Genomic DNA, 19,286 nt, shown 5'->3' with positions numbered 1-19,286 from the left:
GCAGCGAAGATGAATGTTTAATGACAAACCAAGCTACATGGCCACAAGCCTTATAGACGCAGCATACTTAAGTATCAATGAGCAGATTGTCTATGTACTGGCTTTTTTTTTGAGCTAGTCTGCTCGAAATCTATTGCCTGGTGTCTGCGCCAAAAGGAGTAACTCTTCAATGATCACGCGCATTTTCGGCTGAATGTAGGGGGTCTTGATCCAAATAGCGTGAATGGGCATATCGTCTACTGCTTGATCGTCCAGCACAGAAATGAGCGCGCCTGATCGGAGGTGCTCCTCCACCAGCCATGTAGGTACCTGGGCCAAACCGCAACCCGCCAAAGTTGCGGCCAAAATTGCTTCGCAATCCCCTATCTCATGACGTACGGGGATTTCATAAGCTGCAGTCATTCCCTCCTCGTTTTTGAGTAACCAGCTAGGCCGTTGGCCTAAAGGCCATCCTATGACACAGTCGTGTTGTGAGAGGTCCTTAGCTACCTGTGGTGCACCGCGGCGCGCGAGATAAGACGGGGAGCCACAGATAACTCGGCGCTGCTCGCCCAATCGACGAGCGACCAGATCTACATTGTTATCGAGCGGCCCCACACGCACCGCCAAGTCAATCCCATTGCCCATCAAATCAACGGTCTGATCGCTGAAGGTAACTGATAGCTCTAGCTGTTCGTACCGTTTCGACAGTTCTATCAGGGCGGGCAGGATGTACCTGCGTCCAAATGCTGTGGGCAATTCAACGCGTACACGACCGGCAGGTAACTGCTGCTCACTGCCCAATCGATTTTCAGCTTCGTCCAAGATGGCCATGGCGTTCTGGCAATCGGTGAGGTAGGAATCACCATCATTGGTCAAGCTCACTCGCCTGGTAGTCCTGTGCAACAGCTTGGTTCCCAAGCGTGTCTCCAGTCGCATGATGCTTTTGCTCAAAGCCGAGCCGGTCATTCCCAAAGCCAGGGCGGCCGAGGTGAAGCTGCCTGTCTGGGCAACGGTGACGAAATTCCGAATCTCAACAAATTGGTTCTTAATCATGCCAATTGATTCCGCGCAGGACCTAGAGAATTGAATTTTAGGGACTTAATCGTATCCTGTGAATAGCATAGACTAATTCAACTGTATGGAAATGTGCTTTAAACATCGTCGAGTTGTGCTGAACTTTTTCATGCTTAATTGTTAAAAGCTAATAAGCGCAAGCTTATCTTGTATAACCTCTACTGAGAATTAGCATAAATGAATGTCGCGAAAAATTTTCAAGGTAAAGTTGCATTTGTACAAGGTGGTTCCCGAGGTATTGGGGCTGCCATTGTTAAACGTCTGGCTCGCGAAGGCGCAGCCGTTTCATTCACTTATCGTTCCTCTCCAGACGAAGCTAAAAAACTAGTAGACGAGATTACCCTCGCAGGAGGCAATGTTTTCGCTATTCGTGCTGACAGTGCTGATCCTGAAGCATTACAGCAAGCTGTGCGCCAAGCAGTAGAGAATTTTGGCAGACTAGATATCTTGGTAAACAATGCGGGCATTCTCCCATGGGGACCACTGGAAGAACTGACATTGGCGGAAATTGACCTTGCATTGGCTGTCAACGTAAGAGGTGTGATTATTGCCAGTCAAGAAGCCGTACGTCACATGAGTACAGGTGGCCGCATTATTAATATTGGCAGCATTAATGCCGACCGAATTCCTGTTGCCGGCGGTGCCGTGTATGCAATGACTAAAGCCTCGCTTGTTGGTTTTACCAAAGGTCTGGCGCGAGACTTGGGACCACGTTGCATTACTGTCAACAACGTTCAGCCAGGACCGGTCGATACCGATATGAATCCAGCCGACGGTGAGGCAGCCAGCCAACTGAAACAGTTAATGGCACTAGGCCGATACGGAAAAGATGAAGAAATTGCCAGCTTCGTTGCATACCTTGCTGGGCCGGAAGCCGGATTTATTACTGGCGCTAGCCTGAGCATTGATGGTGGGTTTGCAGCTTGACCGCCGAAAAGACTGAAGCAGCTGGATTTTTATAAACAGAGATGTGGAGAGAAAACAGTCCGTATCTTTTGTATTTCGTAAAGTGGGACTTATGAATAAATTTATAAAGAATATTGTGATTGCAGCCTGCGTTGTGATGAGTTCTTTCACCGTGCTGGCGACTGAGGAATTTCCTGTTCCGGCAGGATTCGAAAGAGGCTTTGAAGAAGTCAATGGCCTGAAAATGCACTATGTTGCGGGTGGAAGCGGGCCTTTAATGCTGATGGTGCATGGCTTCGGTCAATCATGGTATGAGTGGCATCAGCTCATGCCTGAACTGGCGAAAAAACACAGAGTCATCGCTGTGGATCTTCCTGGTCTAGGGTTGTCTGAACCACTCAAGACCTCGTATACCGGGCAAGAGGTGTCTCCGTATATATACGCTTTTGCCAAACGCTTTAGTCCAGATGCGCCGTTTAATTTAGTGGCTCATGATATTGGTATTTGGGCAACTTATCCGATGCTGGTGCAGCATCAAAAAGATATAGCCAAGGTCGCCTATCTTGAGTCGGTCATTCCGGACGAACTGATATACACCTTTCCGGCGTTTACCCCGCAAGGTGAGTCAACAGCTTGGCACTTTAGCTTCTTTTCAGCGGATGGAGCATTACCCGAAACTGTAATTTCGGGAAAGGAAAAAGTCTTTCTCTCTCATTTCATCAAGAAACATGCTGAGAAGCCGGAGGTGTTTACTGATGAATTGCTTGGACTTTACGCTAAATCGTATTCGAAGCCTCACACTTTGCATGCTGCATTCGAATACTATCGCGCGCTTCCGCAATCTGTGCTGCAGAACAAAGAACTGTTGGCTCAAAGCAAACTGACTATGCCGCTACTGGCAGTGGCGGGTGACGGGCGAGGCAGTCTTGGTCAGACTCAAATTGATCAGATGAATAAGTACGCCACGAACGTACAAGGTCATGTGCTGCCTGGCTGTGGTCATTGGTTGATGGAGGAGTGCCCTACATTGGTCAAACCACTACTCATCGATTTCTTCGACGCTAAATGATCAGGAAGTAGACTGCGTAGTCAAACCTCTACTTGTTAGTCACGCTTGGCATGGATTTCATCGCTCTGTACTAATAAAGTTTGGAGCGATGCCGCAGTGTGCGGGTTAATGTCGTTTTTATTGCTAGCTTTTTTTTAATAAGCGTGTGCTATCTTCTCGTGGTTTTCAGGAATTAGAGCCTTCTTATGCGCCGTTTTCTTACCTTACTATTGATGTTGTTTTCAGGGTTTACCCATGCGGGAGGCAGTCTATTTGATGTTAAACCTGAGTTTCTTCCTGCAGAAAAAGCATTTGCCTTCAGTTCTCAGCGTCTTCCCTCAGGGGAAACTCAACTCTACTGGCAAGTCGCCGATGGGTATTACCTGTATCAGCAACGTTTAAACTTCGATGGTTTGGCCCAAAAAAATACTCCGCCGTTTCCTGAAGGTGAAGTTCACAGCGATGAGTTTTTCGGTACCCAGCAAGTCTATCGGCAGGGGCTGGAGTTGAAGCTTCCAGCCGAGGCCAGCGGTAAAATCAAGGTGGGCTGGCAGGGCTGCGCCGATGCCGGTTTGTGCTATCCACCGCAGTCAGTGATCGTTGACCTGGGCGGTAGCCCGTCGGCCACCACTCCTGCCGAAGCACCCGATCAAGCACTTGCCAGTGGTCTTCAGCAACGAGCACTTGGCTGGAGCCTGCTCATCTTCTTCGGTCTGGGCTTGCTGCTGGCGTTTGCCCCTTGCTCTCTTCCCATGCTGCCGATTCTTGCAGGACTGGTAGTCGGCAGTGGCGCGAGCCCGCGGCGCGGTTTTGCCCTGGCTGGTAGCTATGTGTTCTGCATGGCGTTGGTATACGCCTCCATGGGGGTGCTTGCTGCCATGCTGGGCGCCAACCTCCAGGCGTTGCTGCAACAACCGTGGGTGCTGGGTAGTTTTGCTGCGGTATTCATCCTGCTGTCGTTACCGATGTTTGGTTTTTTCGAATTGCAGTTGCCCGCCTTCCTACGCGATCGCCTGGAAAATGCCAGTCGCCAACGAAATGGTGGCAGCCTGGTGGGCGCCGGAGTCCTGGGCGCGTTGTCAGGACTATTGGTAGGTCCGTGCATGACAGCCCCTCTCGCTGGCGCGCTGCTATACATCGCGCAAAGCGGTAACGCACTGCACGGTGGTCTTATTCTGTTCGCCATGGGCCTGGGCATTGGTCTTCCCTTGTTGTTGCTCGTCACTGTTGGCAACCGCTTCCTGCCCAAACCAGGGGCGTGGATGAACTTGCTCAAAGGCGCCTTCGGCTTCCTGTTTCTGGGAACGGCGATCTACATGCTGAGACCAGTATTGGATGAGTCGATTTGGATCGGACTGTGGGGCACGTTGTCGCTGGCCCTGGCTTATGCTGTCTGGCATCAACGCCAACCAGCGGCCCGGACGACTCACATGTTCGGCATTGCTTCTGTTGTGTTTGGTGTCTGGGGTAGTCTGCTTGTCGTCGGCGCTGCTGGTGGCTCAGATGATCTCTGGCAACCATTGAAGGTATATAGAGCAACCACTACCAGCGCTGCATCGCAACCGTCGGGACATGATGCGTTCTCCACTATTAAGTCTGCGACTGCGTTGCAAAACGAGCTGGATTCGGCGAGGGCAAGTGGTCAGTGGGTGCTGCTGGATTACTACGCCGACTGGTGTGTGTCTTGCCGAGTGATGGAAAAGGAAGTGTTTGGCCAACCACAGGTAACGGACGCATTGAAGGATGTGCGCCTGCTGCGCCTGGACGTCACCGCTGACAACGCTAATAGCCGTGAGTTGTTGAGCCGCTATAAGGTACCGGGGCCTCCAAGCTTTTTATGGATCGGGCCGGACGCAGAGGAGCGTCGTGCTCAGCGTATTACTGGACAGGTTGACGCCGAGGCGTTTCTTCAGAGTTGGAACCAAGCTAAGGAAGGTAGTTGATGCTTACATTCAATATTGGCAGCTTTGTAATTTCACTCAGCCATCTGTTGCTGATCAGCGCGTTATTGGTCGCTACCCTGATTGGACGTCGAGTGGCCAAACAGGGTGGGGAACGCCTGGATTCGGTGCTGTTCTGGCTGTTGATGCTGGGACTTCTGATAGCCCGAGCGAGCTTCGTTCTCGTCTATCGAGAGCACTATGGCAGTGACCTCTGGCGCATCATCGATGTACGTGACGGCGGTTTCCTTGCCTTGCCGGGTGCAATCGCAGTGGTGATTGGGGCTCTGATCTGGGGCTGGCGAAGTGCAGCGCTGCGTCGACCACTGGCTGCGTCGGTGGTTGCCGGCATGCTCCTGTGGGGCTTGGGGACACTATCGCTGAGCGTTTACGAGCAAGGTACGCGTTTGCCGGAAATACCTGTGCGCACGGCCACTGGAGAGACCGTACAGCTCACGCACTATCAAGGGCGTCCACTGGTTATCAACTTGTGGGCCACCTGGTGCCCACCCTGCCGTCGTGAAATGCCTGTGCTGCAGAAAGCTCAGGAACAGCGTCCAGATGTGAACTTTCTCTTCGTGAACCAAGGTGAAGGATCGGATATCGTCAATCAGTTTCTCTCCAGCCAAAAACTAAGCTTGAACAACATTTTATTTGACGGAGGCGGACGGCTTGGCCAGATCGTTGGTTCGATGGCGTTACCAACGACCCTGTTCTACAGTGCAGACGGCAAATTAGTGAGCAGCCATCTAGGAGAGCTATCTGATGCAAGCCTGGCTAGAGCACTCGAACATTTCGAAGAGCGCTGACGGAGCTTAGCTAACGAAGGAGCTACACGCTCGTTTAGCGGCTGTTTTCTCTTCGTGCTACATCGTTAACGACTCACAAAAAATCTACCCTACCCCCCTTGAGAGCAAGTAACTAACTATGGAATGGATTGCGGACCCCACCGCGTGGCTTGGTTTGCTGACACTGATCGTGTTGGAGCTAGTCCTCGGAATAGACAATCTTGTTTTTATTGCAATTCTTGCCGACAAATTGCCACCCGAGCAACGCGACCGGGCACGACTCATCGGGCTTTCGCTTGCACTTCTTATGCGGCTGGGCCTGCTTGCGGGTATTTCGTGGATGGTAACGCTGACCAAGCCATTGGTGACGGTGTTTGATCATGTGTTCTCCGGCCGAGATCTGATCATGCTGTTCGGCGGTGTGTTCCTGCTGTTCAAAGCGACGATGGAGCTTCATGAGCGCCTCGAAGGGCATGTAGCGCAACGTACGGGAAACGTCAGCTATGCGCTGTTCTGGCCGATCGTCTTGCAGATTGTGGTGCTTGACGCCGTCTTCTCGCTGGATGCCGTGATCACCGCCGTGGGGATGGTTGATGAACTCTCGATCATGATGATCGCTGTTATCTTCTCCATCGGTATCATGATTGTCGCCAGTAAGCCGTTGACCAACTTCGTCAACTCACACCCCACTGTGATCATGCTATGTCTGGGGTTCTTGATGATGATTGGCTTCAGTCTTACGGCTGAGGGCCTTGGCTTCCATATTCCAAAGGGCTATCTCTACGCTGCCATTGGCTTCTCCATCCTCATCGAATTGTTCAACCAGATTGCCCGCGCACGTCGCAAGAAATCCTTGCAGGGCCAGCACTCAATGCGAGTCAGAACGGCGCATGCTGTTTTGCGTTTGCTGGGAGGCAAACAACTGGAGCAGGACGAAGTGGGTGAAGAAGTCGTTGATATGGTCGGCAGCGATGGCCTGGAGCCTGTTTTTGATCGGCGCGAGAGGGTCATGATCAGCGGAGTACTCAGGCTTGCAGAACGGAGCGTTCGGACAATCATGACCCCAGGCACTGAGATTGATCAGATCAAACTCACCAGTCCATGGACCGAACTTGAGGACGTACTGATCAACTCCCCTCATTCCAGGCTTCCCGTCACCCGTAACGGCCGTGTAAGCGAAGCACTGGGCTTCGTCCAGAAGAAGGATGTGCTCAACGTATTGCTTGAAGGCAATCAGGCACAGATTGAAGAACTGGTACGTCCGGCGCTCAGATTGTCGGAGAGGTTGACGATTCTCAATGCACTGGAGCAATTGCGCAAAGAGTCCACGCACATCGCCTTCGTGGTCAACGAACGTGACGGGGTGATCGGGCTGTTAACCGTGACCGACATTCTTGAGTCCATCGCCGGCGAGCTGCCTGATACCAGCGACCTTGAGCGCTTATCCGTAGCGCACCAATGAAGGTTGCTTCTCCACACTGGTCATTGACGCCACAAAGGCTGCGGTCTAAGGACGGTATCTGCAAGCGTTGCTAGGGGAGGTTCCCTTCCGCCTCAAACGAAGAGGGGGAAGGCGTAGCCTCAGCTCTTCACCTCAATCAGTTTGTGATTTCTTAGACCCTCTCAAAGGCTGCTTTTGGCCCAGAGTGTGTAAAAACGCGCTGATGGAATGTCGGCGCGCAGCGCCGACGGTTGTTAGCTGAGTAATTGCTCGCAACAAGTCCTGCGGATCATCACTAGGGCCTGGGAGCCCCCAGCGCCGCTTCTACCTTGTTGGGTGGCCAAAATCAGACCTCTTCAGGCCGACAGCGCCTTCATTAAACCGCTGGTACCGAGAATTTTCATGACCCGCTTCAAGTTGTAGGCGAGGACGTTCAAGCTCATCTCCTGAACCGCGCTTACTCCGCTCAGCTTTCGTGTCAGGAAATGCTTGGCGCCCATCCATTGTTTGAGTGTCCCGAAGGGATGCTCGACCGTACGCTTGCGGACTCGCATCATGTCCGGCGCGTTGCTCAGTCTGTTCTGCATTTCCTCCAGTATGGCTTCATGCTCCCGGCGTCGAACCCGCCGTTCCGTGCTCGGTGTGCACTGCGGTTTCATTGCGCAGTCCCGGCATTTCGAACTCCAGTAACGGTGCAACGTCAGGCCTTTTCCAACGTTGGTATAGCGCCAGATCAGTGCTTCTCCAGCCGGCAAATGTATTCGTTTTTGCCGCTTCATAGATGAAGGCATCGTTATTGAAACGCCCGTCCGCTTTGGCTCCAGAGGTCATCGGCTGGGCACATAGGCGGTGATGTCTGCATTGTGACAAGCCAGGATTTGTTCGCTTTGAAGTAACCTGCGCATTCCACGCCATCCGGCCACTCAGTCCACCAACATCCGGCCACCTATTCCACGGTCATCCGGCCGGGCAGTCGGAGCGCAGCGACGCAGGTTTGCATTGTTAGTCTGAAGTCTCTGTCGCCGTCAATTTCGTTGCGCGTCTGCGCATCGATTCGCCCTTCAGTTCGATCCGATAAGCGTTGTGCACCAGCCGGTCGAGGATCGCATCGCCCAAGGTTGGATCGCCGATCAGCGCATGCCATTTGTCCACCGGCATTTGGCTGGTCACCAGCGTCGAGCGGTTGCCGTAACGGTCGTCCAGCAGTTCAAGCATGTCGCGCCGTTGCGCAGCGGTAAACGGCGCCAGGCCCCAGTCGTCCAGGATCAGCAAGTCGGTCTTGGCATAGCCCGCCATCAGTTTCGCGAAGCGGCCGTCGCCGTGGGCCAGGCCCAGTTCTTCCATCAGGCGCGGCAAGCGCAGATAACGCACGCTGTAACCGTCGCGGCAGGCCTTATGAGCCAGCGCGCAGGCGAGCCAGGTTTTGCCTACGCCAGTTGGGCCGCCGATGATCAGGTTCAGGCCGTCGCGCAGCCACTGGCCGCTACCCAGTTGCAGGATCAGAGATTTGTCCAGGCCGCGCGGGCTGCGGTAGTCGATGTCTTCCAGGCAGGCGTTATGGCGCAGTCGTGCGGCCTTGAGGCGAGTAGTCAGGCGGGCGTCTTCGCGCTCGGTCAGCTCGCGGTCGACCATCAGACCGAGGCGTTCGTCGAAGCTGAGATCGTTGATGTCAGGCGTTGCGTGTTGTTCGCCAAGCGCCTTGATCATGCCGTGCAGGCGCAGGGTTTGTAGCTTGTCGAGTGTCGGGTTGGGCAGCATTTTGGTGCTCCTTTTTCAGGTCAGTGGTAGTAACCAGGGCCGCGCAGGTTGATGTGTTCTTCGGGCAGTAACGGCAGGTTTTGCTGGGCAAGCGGCAGCCGTTCCAGCCCTTGGCGCAGGATCGATTCAAGGCTTTTGTAGCTGCACGCGCCCAGTGCCAGCGCTCGCTGGCAAGCGGCTTCCAGCCGCTCTTCGCCGTGCTGTTTGCTCAGACGCAGGATCCCCAGGCAGGCGCGGAAGCCGTGCTGCGGATGGATCCGGCGTTCGAGGATGTAGGCGATGACGCCGGCCGTATTCGGGCCTGTCTGCTCTGCCCAGTGGATCAGTCGCTGCGGCGTCCATTCGGCATGTTCGCGGTGATTTTTGGGCATGTGCTCGGTTTGGGTGGTGTGGCGGCCTTTGTGCGGCGAGCGCAGATGGCTGGCCACCCGCTGGTTGGCGTGGAAGCACTCGACGGTCTTAGCGGTTAGCCGCACTTCGAGTTGGTGCTTCACCAGCTGGTACGGCACCGAGTAGTAATGGCCGTCGACCTCGACGTGGTAGTCGATGTGTACGCGTACCTTTTTCCATTCGGCGTAGACGTAAGGGTGTTCCGGCAGCGGTTGCAACGCAGGTTGGTCGATGGTCTCGAAGGCTGACCGGCGTGAGCCGGGCAGCTTCTTGAAGGGCTTCTGATTGAGGCGATCCAGCAGCAGCGCGATGGCTGTGTTGAGTTCGCCCAAGGAGAAGAACTGGCGGTTGCGCAGCACCGCCAGGATCCACCGCTCGACGACCTGTACGCCGACTTCAACCTTGGCTTTGTCCTTGGGTTTACGCGAACGCGCGGGCAGTACGGCTACGCCGTAATGCTCGGCGAGATCGCGGTAACTGGGGTTGATGTCCGGCTCGTAGCGATGCGCCTTGGTGACGCCGCTGCGCAGATTGTCGGGCACCAAGATCTGCGATGTGCCGCCAAGAAAAGCGAAGCAGCGGGCGTGCGAGCCCAGCCAGTCGGGCAGTTTCTGCGACCAGGTGGCCTCGGCGAAGGTGTAGCTGGATGCGCCGAGGACGGCGACGAAGATCTGCGTTTGGCGGATCTCGCCGGTTCGCTGATCAATGACTGGCACGGTCTGGCCGGCGTAATCAACGAACAGCTTCTCGCCGGCACGGTGTTCCTGGCGCATGACCACGTCGACCTTGGCGGCCCAGAGGCGGTAGTGCTCGCAGAACCAGCTGTACTGGAAACCTTGCGGGTGGCTGAGCCGATACTCTTGCCAAAGCAGGGCCAGGGTGACGCCGGGGCGACGTAACTCGGCATGAGCCCATGCCCAGTCGGGCATCGGACGCTGATCGCTGGGAACGGCGGGCGGCGGTGGAAAAAGCCGCCGTTGCAACTCGGCGTCCGTTAGCGCAGACGGCCAAGTCAGGCCGCTGGCAGCAAAGCGATTGAGGTACTCACCGACGCTGGCTCGACCCACTTGCAAGCTGACAGCGACCTGGCGGGCAGATAGGCCGACCTCGAATTTGAGACGTAGTACTTCTCGAATCTTACGCATGGATAACCGCTCCACGACGACCTCTCCGCTTCGATAAAAGAGGTCGATGGTAGTGAATTAATCCTGCGTTGCTGCCTGCTTTAAGGGTGGCCGGATGAGCGTGGAACGGGTGGCCGGATCACCGTGGAATCAGTGGCCGTATGTTCATGGAATAGGTGGCCGGATGGCCGTGGAATCCGCAGTAACCTCGGTCAGCCACTACCGACAACGTATCTGACGCCATCGCTTCGCGGGCCTGCTTGGCCATCGAGCTGAGTTGATCGCGGTCGGAACCGACGTTGGTCACCTCATGCGCAACGATCAAATGGTGCTGGGTATCGACCGCTGTCTGCACGTTGTAACCGACGATTCCAGTGCCGCGCGTCATCATGGAACGGGCGTCTGGATCGGTCAGTGAGACCTGTTTATCCGGTGATTCGTTGAGCTGAGTTTCAATGACCTGTAACTCTTTCATCTGAGCTTTGAGCTTGTCGATTTTCTCTTGCAGACGAGCAACCTTGGGCTGAGCGACCGAGGGTTCCTGCCGATCGGTTTCGTCGAGCGCAGTCAGGTACCGATTGATACTCGATTCAATTTCTTCCATCCGCCGTTTCAGCTTGGCGCTGGTGAAATTGCGGTCGCGGTTGTTGACGGCCTTGAATTTACTGCCGTCGATGGCGACCAGATTTTCTCCGAACAGTCCCAGCTGCTGGCACAGCACCACGAATTGGCGGCAGACACCTCGGATGGCCTTGCTGTTTTCTTTTCGGAAGTTGGCGATGGTCTTGAAATCGGGCATCAAACGCCCGGTCAGCCACATCAGCTCGACGTTGCGTTGGGCTTCTCGTTCAAGACGCCGGCTCGATGGAATGCGGTTCAGATAGCCGTAGATGTAGATCTTCAGGAGGACAGCGGGAGGGTAAGCAGGCCGGCCAGTATCGGCCGGTATGGCGCCTTCAAAACCCAGTTTGACCAGGTCGAGTTCGTCGACAAAGACGTCGACTACGCGCACCGGATTGGTATCCGTAACGTAATCGTCGAGGTTCGCCGGAAGGAAGGTTCCTTGGCCTCGATGTTCACCTTGGATAAAGCGCTTCATGGGCGATCCCTGCGATGAAATCCTCAGAAATCATAGCAAGGGTTTGCGAAAGCGTTTTTACACACTCTGGGCCAATTGCGGACGTTCGTCCCAAGACCTGGCTCTGGCCGAAAGCAGCCCTTCATCACGATTTGTCGTTACGCTGAGTTCAACTCAAAATGTGGATGCATACTGCCCAAGCACAGAGCAGGCATAGCAGAGCACCGATGAAACAGTAGATGCGGATTCGATATTCCGGGATCACAAAAGCTCCCTTTTCTGGATCTGCCGATAACGGTATCGCTGCTCATCACGGCATTTTAGCGTACTCAAATTCCAGGACCGGGCGGTTCGGTCGTCGCGGTTGTCCACGTGATCACGTTGGAGGAATGCCGATAACGTCATTCGATTACCAAAGGTAGTCGTAAATGCTGATCTCTAGCAGGACTGCGGGTGGTCAGGCAGCCGCTAGCGGCTGGAATGACGATTTCAACCCCCGGACCTTTCAGCCGCACTCAATAAAACTAGCTAAGTAAGTTAGCTAAATGTTAATTTGCCATCCCCTTGACCATGAGACTCCAAATTCAACATGCGCATGAAGTCGCCGTCATCTCCGCCATACCCCGCCGACGATCCACGCAGCTTGCAGATTGCCAGTGATCCCGTTGGCCAACAGCTGCAGCAGATCGCCATCCTGACGCGAAAAGCTGCCGGCAATCTAGGCACGGCCCTGGGCATTAATCAGACCGACGTGGCGGCACTGGAACACCTGATCACCGACGGTCCTCTGCCACCCACTGAACTCGCAGCGCGTCTTTCAGTGACCACAGCAGGCATAACGCAGGTCATCGACCGGCTCGAGCGCGCCGGGCACGTGGTTCGTGAGCGCCAGGTCAATGACAAGCGCCGGGTGCTGGTGTGTCCAGTACCCGCTTCGGTGGCGCAGGCTTATCGGCATATCGCGCCAATGCTCAATGGTCTGGGCGCTGTGCTCGGTGCGCTCGACGGCCAGGACCGCGCGGTGGTTGAGGCATTTCTTGGGCAGGTGATCAAGGTCTACCGCACCACCTTACCGGGCAGCACTGCCGCCCCCCTTGAAAATCAGGACGCGTGATGACACCACAAAAAGTTCTTGTGACCGGGGCCAGCATCGCCGGGCCAACGCTGGCTTACTGGCTGTCGCGGCAGGGCATGGAGATTACAGTGGTCGAGAGGGCGCCAGCCTTTCGCGATGGCGGGCAGACTATTGACGTGCGTGGCGCCGGGCGCGAGGTCGTCCAGCGTATGGGGTTAGAAGATCTGATTCGGGCGAACACGACCCATGAGCAGGGCATCGCATTTGTTAACCAACGCAACCGGACAAAGGCGTTCATTGGCGTAAACGCCTTCGACGGCGGAGGGCCAATAGCCGAACTGGAAATCCTCCGGGGCGAACTTGCCAAGCTGTTGATCCAGCATAGTCAGGACCGGGTCACGTACCGATTCGGCGACAGCATTGAAGCCATGGAAGACAATGGCGAGCATGTTCGTGTGCGCTTCAAACAGGGTGCAGAGCAGGTTTACGATCTGGTCATCGTGGCGGAGGGGATTGGCTCGACAACACGAAACCAAGTGTTTGGCAACGAAGTCCAGCGCCGACCCCTCGATCTCTATACCGCCTATTTCACCGTGCCTCGGCAGCCAAGCGATGGCCAGATAATGCGCTGGCACAACATTCCAGGCGGCCGCTGTGTCTGTTTACGCCCTGACAATCTGGGCACCACGCGCGCCTTTTTGTCTTTTCAGCAGGCGCCGAGCGGATACGAGAAGCTCGCGCAGGCCGAACAAAAAACCTTACTCAAGCAAATGTTTGCCGACGCCGGCTGGGAGACACCCCGCGTGCTCGCTGCGCTGGATGACATAACCGATCTCTATCTGGAAGCGGTTGGTCAGGTCAAAATGCCCCGTTGGTCCAAGGGTCGCATCGTGTTGGTGGGTGACGCAGCCTATTGTGCATCGCCCATCAGTGGCATGGGCACCAGCCTGGGTCTATGCGGCGCCTACGTGCTGGCCGGCGAACTGGGGCGCCACGCCGATCACACTCAAGCGTTCGCGGCCTATGAAAAGCTGATGCGGCCTTACGTCGCTCAGGCGCAAAGCGTACCCAAGTTCGCACCCAGACTGGCATCGCCGCATTCGCGGCTTGGCATCGCTCTTGGTCACGCGGTGCTGAGGATGGCCACCGCGCCGGGATTCAAGACCTTGTTCGGAAAAGTCCTTTCACCGAAAGCTGACGCCATCGACCTACCGAACTATGACGACCGACAGCGGACATAGACCGAATGTCTGCTTCTGGCCCAGAGTGTGTAAAAACGTTCTTCAGCGAGATTGGCGCCCAAATCAGAGCTGAAAATCACGCATCTACGCAAAATCCAGGTCTGCCAACCAACCGATAAACTTCAGATTTCACACAGAAGCGCAGACTTCAATTTTGACTAAGCGTTTTTACACACACTGGGCCGTTTGCGGCCCATCGCGAAGTCTTCCGATCGACCTTAAGCGGACGGCGCAGAGGGCAGGCTTATTTTTGCGATAACGCAGCAGGTCAGGACTGAAGCCATCGCGAGCAAGCTTCGCTCCTACAGAAGCGCGGCATGTTTCAGGCGAGGATTTCGAATGATGTGCTAGCCATGCGTTCGCCGTTCACCAGAATGTGCACTGCGTGTTTGCCCACATAGTGTTTGCGAGTAGTCAGCTCCTTAATCTGCTGCCCTCGACTAACAAACTCACTCCCCCCACCAGCCAAAGTCAACGCCTTCAGCTTGAACACCTTCGCCGAAGTGCTGCCATTGGCTTTGACGTAATCAATCGCATAATCAATCACCAACCGCTGACTCTCTGGCACTGTGGATTTCACCGCAAACGACAGGGTGATTTTCTCCCCCAACCGAATCACCGCCGGCTCCACCTTCACCCCAACAATCTCAACCTCAGCCTTGCCACTCGCCCCAATAATCGCCAACGCCCGCTGATTCCCCTGCTTAATCAAACTGCGCAGCGCATGCTTGGCAATCCACGCCGTGTGCTTGTTCTCCAGCGCCCAACCCTCAATCAGATCCAGCACCCACTCCGGATGGTCCTTGGTAATGTCATTAAGGTGATTAGCCACGGACTTGCGCACGTAAAGGCTGTCATCCGCCTTGAGGTTGTCGAGAATCGCCGCCGCCAATGTCGGATCACTCTGAATCTGCTCCAACCGAAACGACCACGGCAACCGCGGTCGGCTGCCTTCACTGGCCAGGCGCCGAACATGCTCATTCCCATCCCGAGACCATTCCTGCATCAGCGCCAACGACCGCTGCAGATCACTGCGCAGAAAATACCGAATCGCAAATTCCGCAGACCCAAACGCAGTGAAGTACTTGAGCGCCTCCATCGACCGCTCAAAATCATGCCCGCCATACATCGCCACGTAATGCGGCAGCGAGATGCTGACAAACCCGCTGTTCAAACGAGGGGCGAGGGCGCGCAGCACTTCAAGAGATTCGTCATAACCCAGCGGCAACAAGGCGTGTAGGCATTCGCTGACCCGGGCCATGCGTTGCATGATCGACAGGTCGGCGAGGCCGTCGTTGGCCTTTTTTAGGAAGGCTTTGGCGTTGAATGCCGGGTAGACCGCCGTCATTTCGGTGGCGATGTGTTTGAGGCGTTCGGCGTTGAAGATTTCCTTCAGCGCCGGGGCGGGTTGTTCGGCGGCGGTCATGGTCGGGTCCGTTCGAGGGGGCCGGTCAGGTTATCGGGGTACTGATGAAGGCCTCAAGCTTTTCCGCCTGCGCGGTGAATTCGGCGATTAAAGGAAACCGTTCGGCATCGACTTGATCCGGTGTCACCAGGTTGGTGAAGCTCCAGGCGACGGCGAGGGTGATGCCGTCTTGCCCGATCAAGGTGCCGTTTGCCAGCGGCTGTTTTTCCAACTCCCGTTCAAGCGCGGAATACGCCGCGGCGAGTTGGCCTTCAACCCGTTCAACCCAAGGCTGGTATTGAATCTCGGCGGGGCGCAGGTTGCGTTCGTAGTAAAGCTGCACTGACTTTTCGCACGCCGCCAACCCGAGCCCGATCAGGCGCCATGCGCGCAATCGTTGCTTGAGGTTGCTAGGGATCAGGCTTTTGCCGGGGCCGGCCAGGGCTTCCAGGTAGTCGATGATCAGCGTCGAGTCGATCAACACTTCACCGTCGTCCAGCACCAGGGTGGGCGCCTTGACCACGGGGTTGATCTGCTGGAAGTGCTCGAAGTGGCGGAACACCGAAACTGATTCGTGCTCCAGGTCGATGCCCAAATGTTTGGCGGAAATGGCCACGCGCCGCACGTAGGGCGAATCCAGCATGCCGATCAGTTTCATTGAGCCGCTCCTTCAGGTGTCCATGTCGGGATGGACTACCTTAGCTGAGGTTCGGCGACCTGCAAACGGCGCTGGGCTAATCGTCGAAACCGACCTGTTCGTGAATCTCGTCGACCTTCAATTCCAGTCGATACGCCACGGCGATAAACAGCGCCTGGCACAGGCACAAGGTCGCGCTCAACGAGCGGAAGGCAAACGAGCTGCCTTCATTGACCAGCAGCACGGTGTTGGCGCGCTTGGCCAGGGGCGAGAGGTTGCTGTCGGTGATGATCAGGGTTTTCGCCTGATGGTGCTGGGCGATGCGCAGGCAGTGCTGGGTTTCCTTGCCGTACGGCGTGAAACTGATCGCGATCACCAGGTCATTGGCGCGCACGCTGCGCATCTGCTCGCGGTAGCTGCCGCCGAGGCCGGAGACCAGGTGGATGCGCTTATTGGTGTGTTGCAGGTTGTAGACCAGGTAATCGGCCACGGCGAACGAACGGCGCACGCCGACCACGTAGATGTTGTCGGCGTTGACCACCAGGTCCACGGCTTTGTCGAAAGCCTCGTCATCGAGTTCCTGCCCCAGTCGCTCGATGCCGGACAGGGTCGCGTCGATGCACTCGCGGGCGAGGTCGCCGCCGCTGGCTTTCTGCGATTTGTTGGCGATCATGCTGCGAATGCGCTGCTGGTAGTTCTGCACCGGCGTGGTTTTGTGCGTGTACGCCTCTCGGAACAGGGCCTGCATTTCGCTGAAACCGCTGAAGCCGAAGCGCTGGGAGAACCGCACGATGGCCGACGGGTGCACTTCGCACTCGCGGGCGATGTCGCTGATGCGGTCGACCATGATCCGGTCGCTCTGCTGGCTCATGTAGCTGGCGATGCGTTTGAGCTGGCGCGGCAGGCTTTCGTATTCGTTGGTGATCAGCTGCAGCAGACGCTCGGCATTGATCGGGGGGCTGACGAGATCGCTGTCGGGCGTGCTCTCGGTCGTAGCCGGCTGATCGGTGCGGGACATAGGGAATCCTTCTGGCTTGTTCTTATAGGGCTGACTTGTGTGTCGTCCCCTGACAATAGGTTGGCTGTGCGCAGTCTACAGGGTAGGCCGGAATAAAATCTTGAGCTTGCAGCCGGCGCGAGGTTTGCTGAAACGATGCACTGTGTCTGAAATGCTTTGGTAAAAGTTTATTGGAAAAAATATTCCACGTAAAAATTATTTGGAATAATTATTGATTGTTCGGTCCCGGTCGTTTTAGTCTGCATCCCACCAAGAGTGTTCGGCGCCTCCATCGCCCCGAACGCAGGCTGATAAAAATAACAGGAGCCAGCATGGGCCAGACTCGTTTTGCCAGTGGGCGTCAATTGGATCTGATTTGCCTGGGGCGCCTTGGCATCGACCTCTATGCGCAGCAAGTCGGGGCGCGGCTGGAAGATGTTTCAAGCTTCGCCAAATACCTCGGTGGATCATCCGCCAACATTGCCTTCGGCACCGCTCGGTTGGGCTTGAAATCGGCGATGCTGAGCCGGGTAGGGGACGATCACATGGGCCGGTTTCTCCTGGAATCCCTGGCTCGCGAAGGCTGTGATGTCAGCGGTGTCAAAGTCGATCCGGAGCGCCTGACCGCCATGGTCCTGCTCGGTCTCAAGGACCGCGAAACCTTTCCTTTGGTGTTCTACCGTGAAAACTGCGCTGACATGGCGCTGCTGGCCGAAGACATCAACGAAGCCTTCATCGCCTCCAGCAAAGCCTTGCTGATCACCGGCACCCATTTCTCCACCGACGGCGTCTACAAGGCGAGCATCCAGGCGCTGGATTACGCCGAGAAGCACAACGTCAAACGGGTGCTGGATATCGATTATCGCCCGGTGCTGTGGGGGTTGGCCGGCAAGGCTGATGGGGAAACCCGCTTCGTCGCTGATCAGAACGTCAGCCAGCATGTGCAGAAAATTCTTCCGCGCTTTGATCTGATTGTCGGCACCGAAGAGGAGTTTTTGATTGCTGGTGGGTCGGAGGATTTGCTCACGGCGTTGCGTAATGTCCGGCGTTTGAGCGATGCAACGTTGGTGGTCAAGCTTGGTCCACAGGGTTGCACGGTGATTCACGGGGTGATTCCGGTGCGGCTTGAAGACGGGGCGATTTACCCCGGCGTTCGGGTGGAAGTGCTCAACGTATTGGGGGCCGGCGATGCCTTCATGTCGGGCTTCCTCAGCGGTTGGCTGGAGGATGCCAGTGACGAGCGCTGCTGCCAGTTGGCCAATGCCTGCGGCGGTCTGGTGGTGTCGCGTCATGCGTGCGCCCCGGCGATGCCGACTCGCGCCGAACTCGATTACCTGTTCAACAGCCCGGTGCCGATTACCCGGCCGGATCAGGATGCGGTGTTGCAGCGTCTGCATCAGGTCAGCGTGCCGCGCAAACAGTGGCGGCAGTTGTTCATCTTTGCCTTTGATCATCGTGGGCAATTGGTAGAACTGGCGCAGGAGGGCGGCCGCGACCTGAGCGCGATCTGCGAACTCAAGCAACTCTTTATCAAGGCCGTGGAGCGGGTTGAAACCGATTTGCGTGAGCAAGGTATTGACGCTGATGTTGGGTTGCTGGCTGATCAACGTTTCGGCCAGGACTCGCTGAACGCAGCCACCGGTCGCGGTTGGTGGGTGGCGCGGCCGGTGGAAGTCCAGGGCTCGCGGCCGTTGGCGTTTGAACATGGGCGCTCGATTGGCAGCAACCTGATTGCTTGGCCGCAAGAGCAAATCATCAAGTGCCTGGTGCAATTCCATCCCGACGACGAGCCGATGCTGCGGCTGGAACAGGAAGCGCAGATCAAGGGTTTGTATCAGGCCTCCCAGGTCAGCGGTCATGAACTGCTGCTGGAAATCATCCCGCCCAAGGATCATCCGTCGACCCATCCGGACGTGCTGTATCGCGCACTGAAACGCCTCTACAACCTGGGGATTTACCCGGCGTGGTGGAAGATCGAAGCGCAGAGTGCCGAGGAATGGAAACAACTCGACGAGCTGATTCAGGAGCGCGATCCGTATTGCCGTGGCGTGGTGTTACTGGGCCTGAATGCGCCGGCGGCGGCGTTGGCCGAAGGGTTTCAACAAGCGAGTCAAAGCCAAACGTGCCGTGGTTTCGCCGTGGGCCGGACGATTTTCCAGGAACCGAGCCGCGCGTGGCTGGCCGGGGAAATCGACGACGAGGCGCTGATCCGCCAGGTGCAGGACACCTTCGTCGAACTGATCGAAGCCTGGCGCACGGCCCGCGCATGACGCAACACCGCGTTATCGTTCTTCGCGGGCAAGCCTCGCTCCTACAGGAAGCAGCGGTGATCTGTAGGAGCGAGGCTTGCCCGCGAAGGCGGCCTCAGACTCAACGGAAATTTAGAAAACAATAAAAGGTGC

The 19,286-nt window shown here is 56.2% G+C and carries 14 protein-coding genes and 2 pseudogenes; 8 read left to right on the top strand and 8 right to left on the bottom strand.

Annotation, left to right across the window (positions count from 1 at the left end):
* Window positions 1-114: 114 nt before the first annotated feature.
* Window positions 115-1,035, bottom strand: a complete 921-nt coding sequence (locus tag ACYZTM_RS02960) for a LysR family transcriptional regulator (protein WP_461986924.1) — start codon at window positions 1,033-1,035, stop codon at window positions 115-117.
* Window positions 1,036-1,233: 198 nt separating this feature from the next.
* Between ACYZTM_RS02960 and ACYZTM_RS02955 the strand changes: the two genes are divergently transcribed.
* The 5 genes from ACYZTM_RS02955 (at window position 1,234) to ACYZTM_RS02935 (ending at window position 7,200) form a co-directional block, all read left to right on the top strand.
* Window positions 1,234-1,983, top strand: a complete 750-nt coding sequence (locus tag ACYZTM_RS02955) for a 3-oxoacyl-ACP reductase family protein (RefSeq protein WP_461986922.1) — start codon at window positions 1,234-1,236, stop codon at window positions 1,981-1,983.
* 91 nt (window positions 1,984-2,074) lie between these two features.
* Complete coding sequence (locus ACYZTM_RS02950) at window positions 2,075-3,031, top strand: alpha/beta fold hydrolase (RefSeq protein ID WP_461986920.1); 957 nt, start codon at window positions 2,075-2,077, stop codon at window positions 3,029-3,031.
* Between the two features lie 185 nt (window positions 3,032-3,216).
* Window positions 3,217-4,953, top strand: a complete 1,737-nt coding sequence (gene dsbD, locus ACYZTM_RS02945; protein ID WP_461986918.1) for a protein-disulfide reductase DsbD — start codon at window positions 3,217-3,219, stop codon at window positions 4,951-4,953.
* Window positions 4,953-5,759 carry a prolipoprotein diacylglyceryl transferase family protein gene (locus tag ACYZTM_RS02940; protein ID WP_461986916.1) on the top strand — a complete coding sequence of 269 codons (807 nt, stop codon included), beginning with the start codon at window positions 4,953-4,955 and terminating at the stop codon, window positions 5,757-5,759. The genes dsbD and ACYZTM_RS02940 overlap by 1 nt, the downstream gene beginning before the upstream one ends.
* Before the next feature lie 118 nt (window positions 5,760-5,877).
* Window positions 5,878-7,200, top strand: a complete 1,323-nt coding sequence (locus ACYZTM_RS02935; RefSeq protein WP_461986914.1) for a TerC family protein — start codon at window positions 5,878-5,880, stop codon at window positions 7,198-7,200.
* Window positions 7,201-7,535: 335 nt separating this feature from the next.
* On the opposite strand, the pseudogene ACYZTM_RS02930 reads toward ACYZTM_RS02935, so the two are convergent.
* From ACYZTM_RS02930 to ACYZTM_RS02915, 4 genes and pseudogenes are all read right to left on the bottom strand, one after another.
* Window positions 7,536-8,063 (bottom strand): annotated as a pseudogene (locus ACYZTM_RS02930) (transposase); the annotation flags it as partial.
* A gap of 118 nt (window positions 8,064-8,181) precedes the next feature.
* Window positions 8,182-8,937 carry an IS21-like element ISPsy14 family helper ATPase IstB gene (gene istB, locus ACYZTM_RS02925; protein ID WP_025163932.1) on the bottom strand — a complete coding sequence of 252 codons (756 nt, stop codon included), beginning with the start codon at window positions 8,935-8,937 and terminating at the stop codon, window positions 8,182-8,184.
* A gap of 20 nt (window positions 8,938-8,957) precedes the next feature.
* Window positions 8,958-10,472 carry an IS21 family transposase gene (istA, locus tag ACYZTM_RS02920; RefSeq protein WP_461983466.1) on the bottom strand — a complete coding sequence of 505 codons (1,515 nt, stop codon included), beginning with the start codon at window positions 10,470-10,472 and terminating at the stop codon, window positions 8,958-8,960.
* Between the two features lie 121 nt (window positions 10,473-10,593).
* A pseudogene (locus ACYZTM_RS02915) lies at window positions 10,594-11,550 on the bottom strand (IS1182 family transposase); the annotation flags it as partial.
* Between the two features lie 568 nt (window positions 11,551-12,118).
* Here ACYZTM_RS02915 and ACYZTM_RS02910 point away from each other — a divergent pair.
* Window positions 12,119-12,643, top strand: coding sequence for a MarR family winged helix-turn-helix transcriptional regulator (locus ACYZTM_RS02910; protein ID WP_461986912.1), 525 nt, complete (start codon window positions 12,119-12,121; stop codon window positions 12,641-12,643).
* On the top strand, window positions 12,643-13,845 hold the full coding sequence (locus ACYZTM_RS02905; RefSeq protein WP_461986910.1) for an FAD-dependent monooxygenase: 1,203 nt from the start codon (window positions 12,643-12,645) through the stop codon (window positions 13,843-13,845). The genes ACYZTM_RS02910 and ACYZTM_RS02905 overlap by 1 nt, the downstream gene beginning before the upstream one ends.
* A 322-nt stretch (window positions 13,846-14,167) precedes the next feature.
* Here ACYZTM_RS02905 and ACYZTM_RS02900 read toward each other — a convergent pair whose 3' ends face one another.
* The 3 genes from ACYZTM_RS02900 to ACYZTM_RS02890 form a co-directional block, all read right to left on the bottom strand.
* The gene (locus ACYZTM_RS02900) at window positions 14,168-15,271 is read right to left on the bottom strand and encodes a DNA alkylation repair protein (RefSeq protein WP_461986908.1); all 1,104 of its coding nucleotides are present in this window, start codon (window positions 15,269-15,271) and stop codon (window positions 14,168-14,170) included.
* A gap of 25 nt (window positions 15,272-15,296) precedes the next feature.
* A complete protein-coding gene (locus ACYZTM_RS02895) occupies window positions 15,297-15,908 on the bottom strand; it encodes a glutathione S-transferase (RefSeq protein ID WP_461986906.1) in 612 nt (203 codons plus the stop codon).
* A 76-nt stretch (window positions 15,909-15,984) separates the two neighbouring features.
* The gene (locus tag ACYZTM_RS02890; protein ID WP_461981388.1) at window positions 15,985-16,905 is read right to left on the bottom strand and encodes a MurR/RpiR family transcriptional regulator; all 921 of its coding nucleotides are present in this window, start codon (window positions 16,903-16,905) and stop codon (window positions 15,985-15,987) included.
* A 311-nt stretch (window positions 16,906-17,216) separates the two neighbouring features.
* Between ACYZTM_RS02890 and ACYZTM_RS02885 the strand changes: the two genes are divergently transcribed.
* Entirely contained in the window at window positions 17,217-19,154 is a 1,938-nt protein-coding gene (locus ACYZTM_RS02885) for a bifunctional 5-dehydro-2-deoxygluconokinase/5-dehydro-2-deoxyphosphogluconate aldolase (protein WP_461986904.1), read from the top strand.
* The last annotated feature ends 132 nt before the right edge of the window (window positions 19,155-19,286 follow it).

This window comes from Pseudomonas sp. MDT2-39-1, assembly GCF_054898085.1.
This window is presented reverse-complemented; position numbering and strand designations above follow the sequence as displayed.